This window comes from Arsukibacterium sp. (genome assembly GCF_033722355.1).
GTDB lineage: Bacteria > Pseudomonadota > Gammaproteobacteria > Enterobacterales > Alteromonadaceae > Alishewanella.
Genome location: NZ_JAWVZF010000124.1, coordinates 1 through 8,384 on the forward strand (window position 1 = coordinate 1; position 8,384 = coordinate 8,384).

Annotated in this window: 9 protein-coding genes and 1 pseudogene; 8 read left to right on the forward strand and 2 right to left on the reverse strand. The window is 52.1% G+C overall.

The genetic code is table 11. The annotated features are described in order from the left end of the window. Positions 1 to 366, reverse strand: a pseudogene (locus R3177_RS10985) (carboxylesterase); the annotation flags it as partial. Next, positions 366 to 701, reverse strand: a complete 336-nt coding sequence (gene cyaY / locus R3177_RS10990) for an iron donor protein CyaY (protein WP_318971073.1) — start codon at positions 699 to 701, stop codon at positions 366 to 368. The gene cyaY and the pseudogene R3177_RS10985, both read right to left, overlap by 1 nt. Before the next feature lie 72 nt (positions 702 to 773). Here cyaY and lptM point away from each other — a divergent pair, with 72 nt between their 5' ends. The 8 genes from lptM to R3177_RS11030 form a co-directional block, all read left to right on the forward strand. After that, positions 774 to 986, forward strand: a complete 213-nt coding sequence (gene lptM, locus R3177_RS10995; RefSeq protein WP_318971074.1) for an LPS translocon maturation chaperone LptM — start codon at positions 774 to 776, stop codon at positions 984 to 986. Then, positions 973 to 2,232: a diaminopimelate decarboxylase gene (lysA, locus tag R3177_RS11000; RefSeq protein WP_318971075.1), complete on the forward strand. Its 1,260-nt coding sequence runs from the start codon at positions 973 to 975 to the stop codon at positions 2,230 to 2,232. The genes lptM and lysA overlap by 14 nt, the downstream gene beginning before the upstream one ends. 10 nt (positions 2,233 to 2,242) lie before the next feature. After that, positions 2,243 to 3,073, forward strand: coding sequence for a diaminopimelate epimerase (gene dapF, locus R3177_RS11005; RefSeq protein WP_318971081.1), 831 nt, complete (start codon positions 2,243 to 2,245; stop codon positions 3,071 to 3,073). Then, positions 3,070 to 3,726 carry a DUF484 family protein gene (locus R3177_RS11010; protein WP_318971076.1) on the forward strand — a complete coding sequence of 219 codons (657 nt, stop codon included), beginning with the start codon at positions 3,070 to 3,072 and terminating at the stop codon, positions 3,724 to 3,726. Before dapF ends, R3177_RS11010 begins: the two co-directional genes overlap by 4 nt. Beyond that, a complete protein-coding gene (locus tag R3177_RS11015) occupies positions 3,713 to 4,660 on the forward strand; it encodes a tyrosine recombinase XerC (protein ID WP_318971077.1) in 948 nt (315 codons plus the stop codon). Before R3177_RS11010 ends, R3177_RS11015 begins: the two co-directional genes overlap by 14 nt. A 69-nt stretch (positions 4,661 to 4,729) precedes the next feature. Then, positions 4,730 to 5,440 (forward strand): HAD-IA family hydrolase, encoded by a 711-nt coding sequence (locus R3177_RS11020; protein WP_318971078.1) that lies wholly within the window; start codon positions 4,730 to 4,732, stop codon positions 5,438 to 5,440. Between the two features lie 93 nt (positions 5,441 to 5,533). Continuing rightward, the gene (uvrD, locus tag R3177_RS11025; protein WP_318971079.1) at positions 5,534 to 7,705 is read left to right on the forward strand and encodes a DNA helicase II; all 2,172 of its coding nucleotides are present in this window, start codon (positions 5,534 to 5,536) and stop codon (positions 7,703 to 7,705) included. Continuing rightward, positions 7,706 to 8,384 (forward strand): tRNA(Met) cytidine acetyltransferase TmcA domain-containing protein (locus R3177_RS11030; RefSeq protein ID WP_318971080.1); only part of this gene is annotated, 679 nt, incomplete at its 3' end.

Here is an 8,384-nt window from a genome sequence, read left to right on the forward strand (position 1 = left end):
GATTACCCCACCCTGGCTAAAACCAGCCAGCACGATTTGCTCACTGCTAAGACCGTCAGCAATCAATTTATCCAGCAACTGCTGTACTGCCGCCGCTGATTCGCGCACACCGGCCTCATCGGCGCGGTGAGCTAAATCCATAGTTTTAATATCGTACCAGGCACGCATTCGCATACCGCCGTTTACCGTTACCGGCCGCTCGGGAGCATGCGGAAATAAAAAGCGAATTCCGGCATCGGCGGGTAAACGCAGCTCCGGTACTATCGGCGCAAAGCCATGCCCCGAATCACCCAGGCCATGCAGCCAGACTACTGCAGCCCTGACCGGGCCGTTTGGTTTTATATCAACAAAAGGGAGTAACGCCATTATTCTGTTCCAGGTTGCCGTGCCGTCAGCACCACCGGGCTGCCTGCTTGTTTTGAAGCTGCCTCTGACAACAACTGCCAGAATTCACTACCGGTGCGGTTATCGATCCACTGCTGATTACGCCATTCAAAGTGATGACCGTTAAATTTCGTTGCCAGCCAAAGCTGATGCAGCGGCGGTTGTTTATTAATAATAATCTTGCTCTGGTCAGGAAAGGTGATCGATAGTAAACCACCGTTTGATTCATAATCTAAATCAAGTTCCAGTTGTTCAATCGCCTCTTCTACCGCTAACAGGGTATTGTCGGCCAGTTCGTCATATTCTAAGTCATTCATCTGCGTCACCTGTTTGCTTTTGTCGCTAAGGATGCGATTATAGAGCGTCAAGCCTTTAAAGAAATAGAAACCATGCAAACGAAGCGCATTTCATCCCAGTTTCTTTTGCCTGCCTGCTTATTGCTGGGCAGCATTATGCTAGCCGCCTGCGGTCAAAAAGGGCCACTTACCTTACCACAAGCTGCACCGGAAGTGGCAGAGCCGGCAGCAGAAAAGCCCGCTCAGCCAGCTGATAATGAACAGCTGCCAGCCGCCAGTAAGGAGCAAAACCGTGGACCACTTTAATTATCAGCAAGATACTCTGCATGCGGAACAGGTAGATTTGAACGCCCTGGCGGCAGAGTTCGGTACGCCTTGTTATGTCTACTCCAAAGCAACCATTGAGCGCCATTATCAAGCCTTTGCCACAGCAGCTGCGGCGCATCCTCATAGCCTGGTGTGTTACGCTGTCAAGGCCAACAGTAACCTGGCGGTTCTGAATGTTCTAAGCCGGCTTGGCAGCGGCTTTGATATTGTCTCGGGCGGGGAGCTGCGCCGGGTAATTGCTGCCGGTGGCGATCCGGCCAAAGTGGTATTTTCCGGGGTGGCAAAAACTGCTGACGATATGCGGTTTGCTCTGCAACTGGGAATTAAGTGTTTTAACGTCGAGTCAGAAGCTGAACTGGAACGGTTGCAGCAGGTGGCCAGCAGCTTAAATATCATGGCGCCGGTATCGCTTAGGGTAAACCCGGATATTGATGCTAAAACCCATCCTTATATCTCCACCGGCTTAAAAGCGAATAAGTTCGGCGTCGATATTTTAAAAGCCGCAGATATTTACCGCAAAGCCCGCGCGATGAGCCACCTGAAACTGGTTGGGGTAGATTGCCACATTGGCTCGCAGCTCACCGAAACCCAACCTTTTTTAGAGGCGCTGGAAAAGCTGCTGCAATTAATTGACGCGTTGCAAAAGGACGGTATACAGCTAAGTCATATTGACATCGGCGGGGGGCTGGGCGTGACTTATGATAAAGAAACCCCACCTGAGCCATATGCTTATATCAGTAAAGTGGTTGAGCGGCTGCAAAGTTACCCTGAGCTTGAACTGATTATGGAGCCCGGCCGTGCCATTATGGCTAATGCCGGCATCTTGCTGACTAAAGTCGAATTTTTAAAACCCGGTCAGGAAAAAAACTTTGCCATTGTTGATGCGGCAATGAATGATTTAATCCGGCCGGCGCTGTACAGTGCCTGGCAGAATATTGTACCGGTTAATCAGCAAAGCACTGAGACCGCTCAGCGCTACGATGTTGTCGGGCCGGTCTGCGAAACCGGTGATTTTCTCGGTAAAGACCGGATGTTGGCGATTGCCGAGGGTGACTTACTGGCCGTGCGTTCGGCCGGCGCTTATGGCTTTACCATGAGCTCCAATTACAACAGCCGGCCACGGGTGGCCGAAGTGATGGTAGCGGGTGACCGCTGTCACTTAATCCGGGCCCGCGAGCAATGGCAGGATTTATGGCGCGGCGAGCAGCTGCTTAGTGAACAGTGATAAGGCTCTGATGATCATTAACTTTTCAAAAATGCATGGTCTGGGCAACGACTTTGTGATGGTTGACAGCGTTAGCCAGAACTTATTTCTCACTAAAGAGCAAATTCGTCAGCTGGCCGACAGGAACTTCGGTATTGGTTTTGACCAACTGCTGATGGTAGAGCCACCTTATGATCCGGATCTGGATTTCCACTACCGGATTTTTAACGCTGATGGCAGTGAAGTCGAACAATGCGGCAATGGCGCCCGCTGCTTTGCCAAGTTTGTGCGCCATCGCGGTCTGACCAACAAAAGCAAAATTCAGGTTAGCACCAAATCAGGCAAAATTACCCTGTATGTAGAACAGGATGGCCAGGTTACCGTTAATATGGGCATTCCACAGCTGGAACCGGCGCTGGTGCCGTTTAAGGCGCAGAAGCAGGAAGCAACCTATATTATGCGGGCCGGCGAGCATACTGTGCTGTGTGGCGTGGCTTCGATGGGTAACCCGCATGCGGTGCTGGAAGTAGACGATATTGCCAGTGCCAATGTCGGGGAGCTGGGGCCCTTGCTGGAAGAGCATGAACGCTTCCCGCAAAAAGCCAATATTGGTTTTATGCAGGTGTTGTCATCCCAGCATATCAAACTGCGGGTATGGGAGCGCGGTGCCGGCGAAACCCTGGCATGTGGCACCGGCGCCTGTGCCGCTGCGGTTATCGGCCAGCTGCAGAAAAAACTGGGGCCCCAGGTGCAGGTAGACGTGCCCGGTGGTACCCTACATATTCGCTGGAATGGCCCGGGCCAGGTTGTCAAAATGACCGGTCCGGCTGAACATGTATTTGATGGACAACTTTCGTTATGAATGACAACCTGGCTCAGAATAAAGAGGCGATTGCCGCCACCGTCGTTTTAGATTATCTGCAGGATCATCCGGAGTTTTTTCAGCATTATCCGCAGCTGTTACAGCAAATGAGATTGCCACATCAGCAACGTGGCAGTGTATCGCTGGTAGAGCGCCAGCTGGAATTACAGCGTGCCAAAATTGCCGCACTGGAAGATGATATTACCCGCTTAATGTCGATAGCCCGCCAGAATGAACATATTTTTCACGCGCTTAATCAGCTTCATCTGAGCTTACTGCAAAACCCCAGCCTGGCAGAAGCCGAGCAGGCTTTGCAACAATTTGCCAGCAGTATGCCTCAGGTTCATGCCTGCAGGCTGATATGTCTGCAGCCTGACAACAGTGCTATCAGCCAGTATCAGCTGTTAGTATCGCGTCGTTTAAGCAGTGATAATGTTTATCTTGGCCGGCTCAATAAAGAAGAGCAGCAGCCATTATTTGGCGACGCTATTCATTCAGTCGCTCTGCTGCAAATTGGCAGTGGCCCGGGGCTGGCATTGCTTGCTTTTGGCAGCGAGCAGGATGATCACTTCCAGCCAGCGATGGACCGGTTGTTTATCCGTCATCTGGCCAAACTGCTGTTGCTGGTGTTACCCGGCGATGACAACCGCTGAACCACGCTGGCACCATGATTTAGAACAGTATCTGAGCTATCTGCGCTTTGAGCGCGGTTATGCCAGCCGTACCTTGCAAACTTACCGCCAGCAGCTTAGTCTTTTTGCCAACAGCCAGAGCGCTCAGGCGTCAGGCACTGAGCCAGTTGAATTCAGCTGGCTTAAGCAAACAGAAACCACGTTGCAAACTTACCTTGCCAATGGCCGGCGCCGCGGCCTCAGTGCCCGCAGCCTGGCGCTGACAGTGGCAGCGCTGCGTGGTCTGTACCGCTATCTGCAGCAACAACAGCAGCTTAGCGATAACCCGGCCCAATACCTGACGGTTCCCAAACCTAAGCCGAGGCTGCCAAAAAATCTTGATATTGATACCCTGCAACATTTGCTTAGCTTTGACAGCAGCAGTGATCTGCTGGCGTGCCGGGATAAAGCGATGCTGGAGTTATTTTATTCGTCCGGCCTGCGTCTGGCAGAACTGGTCAGTTGCAATGTTAATGATATTGACTGGCAGGAGAAGTTAATCCGGGTGCGGGGCAAAGGCAGTAAAGAGCGGCAATTACCAATAGGCTCAGTGGCAATCAGCGCTTTACAACAGTGGCTGAGCCAACGTCATTTATTGCTGAGTGAGACCACACCGCAAGCCGACAAGCAGGCATTGTTCTTAAGCAAACAGCAGCAGCGTATATCAGCCCGGCAGGTTCGCCAGCGGGTAGAACACTGGGCTAAAGTGCAGGGGCTGGGCCAGCAGCTGCATCCGCATATGTTGCGCCACTCATTTGCCAGTCACGTATTGCAGTCAAGTGGAGATCTGCGGGCGGTACAGGACTTACTGGGCCATGCTAATCTTAGTACCACTCAGGTTTACACCCATCTTGATTTTCAGCATCTGGCGGCGGTGTATGATAACGCCCACCCGAGAGCCAGAAAAAAACCGTAATCATCTGTTTGGCGTAAGTGAGCAACAACGGCAGCTATAATTCGGCTTATTACCTTCTGGAACTACTACATGCAAATTTTTAAAGCGCTCTCTCCTGTTAAAGCCTTGTCGTTTGATTTGGATGACACCCTGTACGATAACTCACCGGTGATTGCCGCTGCCGAGCAGGCTATGCTGACAGCGCTGTTCGAGCTTGCACCGCAAAGTAACCAGACCGACAGTGACTTCTGGTGGCAGCACCGCTTAAAGCTGGCCAAACTGGAACCGGAAATCCGGCATGATATTGGCCGCTGGCGTCTGTTAGGGATTGAGGCCGGGCTACTTGAGCTGGGCATAGCGCGGGCAGAAGCTAAAAAAGTGGCGCAGCAGGGATATGATGCCTTTCTTGAGGCCCGCACCAAAATCAGCCTGACTACCGGGGTTAATACTTTACTCACTGCCTTAGCCAAACAATACCGGCTTATTGCCATCACCAATGGCAATGCCTGTATTCAGAAGATGGGCCTGAGCCCGCTGTTTGAATTCAGTCTGCAGGCCGGCCCTGATGGCAAGATGAAACCTTATCCGGATATGTTTCAGTTGGCGGCAGAACGGCTTAAAGTTCAACCCGCCGAGATCCTGCATATAGGTGATAGTCATCGCGCCGATGTCATCGGTGCCTTAGCCGCTGGTTGCCAGGCCGCCTGGCTCGATCACCACCGGCAACCGGTAAGCACCTTGCCACATATCCGGCTTACTGATGTGCAGCAACTTAGTACTCTGCTGCTGCCAACCAGCTGATACTGGTTATTTATCCACTAAATTCTGTGGCTTTACTTGGCGCTTACAGCAGGGCTGTTATAATGGCCGCAAATGGTTTACTGAGATGTGCTGATGGATGTATCCAACCTGCTGGATGGCTTAAACGATAAACAACGTGACGCGGTGGCGGCTCCGCCGCAGCATATGCTGGTTTTGGCTGGTGCCGGCAGTGGCAAAACCCGGGTTCTGGTGCATCGTTTAGCCTGGTTAATGCAGGTGGAAACGGTTGCCCCTTATAGCTTACTGGCGGTAACCTTTACCAATAAAGCTGCCCAGGAAATGCGTGGCCGGATTGAAAGTACTATTGGTGTCAGTTTAAATAACCTGTGGATGGGCACCTTTCATGGTTTGTCGCACCGGATGCTTAGGGCACATTATCAACAGGCTGGTTTGCCACAGGGCTTTCAAATTATTGATTCTGACGATCAGTACCGGCTGGTTAAACGAGTATTAAAAGCCTTAAATCTGGATGAAAAACACTGGCCGCCTAAGCAAATTCAGTGGTTTATTAATGGCCGCAAAGATGACGGCCAGCGCCCGGGCATGATTGACGCCGGCGGCGATTTCAGCCTGCAACAGATGGTAAAAATTTACGCTGCCTACCAGGAAATGTGTGACCGCGCAGGTTTGGTTGATTTCGCCGAAATACTGTTACGCAGTTTTGAACTGCTTAAAAACCATGCCGATGTAAGAGGCCATTATCAGCAGCGGTTCCGCCATATTCTGGTAGACGAATTTCAGGATACCAATGCGATTCAGTATAACTGGCTAAGGCTTCTGGCCGGTACCGCTGCCAAAGTGATGATTGTCGGTGATGACGATCAGTCAATCTACGGCTGGCGCGGCGCCAGAGTTGAAAATATTCAGCAGTTTCTGCGCGACTTTGACGGCGCCGAAACTATTCGTCTTGAACAAAACTACCGCTCTACCGCCACTATCTTAAAAGCCGCTAACGCCGTGATTGCCAATAATAGCGGACGGCTCGGCAAGGACTTATGGACAGATGGCAGCGACGGCGAAACTATTTCACTGTATACAGCATTTAACGAGCTGGATGAAGCACGTTTTATTGTCAGCCGTATTCGCAGCTGGCAAAATCAGGGCGGCAGCCTGACCGAAAGCGCGATTTTGTATCGTAATAATGCCCAGTCGCGGGTACTGGAAGAAGCGCTGATTCAGGAAGGCTTGCATTATCGTATTTACGGCGGCCTGCGCTTTTATGAGCGCCAGGAAATTAAGGATGCGCTGGCTTATTTGCGCTTGATTAGCAATCGCCAGGACGATGCTGCCATGGAGCGCATTATTAATACGCCGGCCCGCGGCATTGGCGATACCACAATGAATAAGGTGCGGCTGCATGCCCGCAGCCAGCAGCAAACGCTGTGGCAGGCACTGCAACAGATGCTGCAGCAAAAGCAGCTAAGTGGCCGGGCTGCTAATGCCATTGAGCAGTTTATGCGGTTAATTGACCAGCTTGAGCAGGAGCTGACCGACTTACCATTGTTTGAACAAGCTGAGCATATTATTAAACAGTCGGGTTTATATGCGATGTACCAGGCTGAAAAAGGCGAGAAAGCCCAGACCCGAATTGAAAACTTAAACGAGCTGGTGACGGCCTGTCAGAACTTTAACAGTAATACGGTGGAAGATATGACGCCTCTGGCGGCGTTTTTATCGCAGGCCGCATTGGAAGCGGGCGAGTATCAGGCTGAAGAGCATTCAGATGCCGTGCAGCTGATGACCTTACATAGCGCCAAAGGGTTGGAGTTTCCGCTGGTGTTTATCTGTGGTCTGGAAGAAGGCATGTTCCCCAGCCAGCAAAGTGGCGATGACCCTACCCGCTTAGAAGAAGAACGGCGGCTATGCTACGTCGGCATGACCCGCGCCATGCAAAAACTGTATTTATGTCATGCCGAAAGCCGTCGTTTATACGGCCAGGAGCAATATCATAAAGCGTCGCGCTTTATTCGTGAAATCCCGGCAGACTATCTGGAAGAAATTCGGTTAACCACCCAGGTTAGCCGGCCGGCGCAGACGGGCCGTTTTGGCAGCGCCGCCAGCCATGTTGCTTTTGAAAACACCGGTTTTAAACTTGGCCAGCGGGTATTGCACGATAAATTTGGCGAGGGCACCGTGCTTAATTATGAAGGTGTAGGGGCGCAGTCACGAATTCAGGTTAACTTTGACCAGCTTGGCAGTAAATGGCTGATGACTGCTTACGCCAGACTGCAGGCTGCAGGGTAAATGTCACTATCCGCCTGCTTGCAGCCGCTGCTGACCGAAGCCGCAAAACGGTGTAGCCGGTTGCCGGTGCTGTTGCAAGGTAACCGCGACGCGCTGCTGGATGCCTGTCACCTGCTTATTACCCACCTGACCCCAGAAAAACTATACTGGCTGGGCGAGGAGCCGCCAGCTAATGCCACTGTACTTAAGGCCGGCAGTAACTATCAGTTACTGGGTAGCGAATGTGATATGCTGGTGATTAACGCCTTTGCCGGCTTCAACGCCGACCTGGTTGCAGCCAGTGCAGGCTGCTTACGCGCTGGTGGCTTATGGTTAGTCCTGGCGCCGCCAGACGAACAGTGGTGCAGCCAGCCAAACCCGGCTCATGCTGCCCTGCTGCCATATCCGATAGATCCACAGCAACATCAGGGCCAGTTTATCCGTTTCTGGTTAGCCCGGCTGGCTGAATGTCCGATATTGAGACTGCAACTTAACAACGACAAGTTTGACGTGATGCAGCAGCTGACGCTGCCAGATTATAGTAAGCCCGATGGCGCTACTAAGCCGTATGCCAGTGCTGAGCAACAACGGGCGGTTGCAGCTATTTTAAAAGTGGTTTCAGGCCATCGGAAACGGCCTCTGGTACTGGTGGCAGACCGGGGTCGCGGCAAATCGGCAGCCCTGGGTCTGGCCGCGGCAA